This is a genomic window from Psychrobacter sp. 1Y4 (assembly GCF_051847555.1).
This window is the reverse complement of sequence record NZ_JBPYDE010000982.1, coordinates 1-554: the sequence shown is the minus strand read 5'-3', so window position 1 is coordinate 554 and position 554 is coordinate 1. Positions and strand designations below refer to the sequence as shown.

Annotated in this window: 1 protein-coding gene; it reads right to left on the bottom strand. The window is 45.5% G+C overall.

Translation table 11 applies throughout. The features are described from left to right. Window positions 1-554, bottom strand: a 554-nt coding sequence (locus ACS8FC_RS19970; protein ID WP_439298066.1) for a glycine--tRNA ligase subunit beta, incomplete at both ends; no start/stop codon positions are given.

The following is a 554-nucleotide window of genomic DNA, read 5'->3' as shown; positions in this document are numbered from 1 at the left end:
AACGCTCACTTCTGATTTGGCCAATATATTAGCAACACGCTTGTTTGAATCAGCCAACATCGAAGCTTGTGACAGCTCGCTAAATGCTTGTACGGCGCGAATACGCTGATCAAAATCAAGCGGCATATGTGGGTTAATCGCTTGCACGGCCTGAATCGTATCAACGCTGACGCCTTGCTCGGTATACATTGCACGATAGCGCGAATTTAAGAACGCCATGACTTGGGTAAAGGTATCGCCCATTTTGGCAATTTTGCTACCCTCAGCATCACTATAGCCTTTAATCGCCTGCTCAACCAATGCGACAAGATTAATCGGTAACTGCTTTTCAATCAAAATGCGCAAAATACCAATGGCAGAACGACGTAAGCTAAACGGATCTTTTGACCCCGTTGGTGCTTGATTAATCGCAAAGATACCAACGAGCGTATCCAAACGATCAGCCAATGCTAAGCAGATGCCAATCGGTGTTTGCGGTAATACATCACCACTGAACTTAGGCAGGTATTGCTCTTCTAAGCTTGCTGCAACCGCTTCAGACTCATCATTTAGAC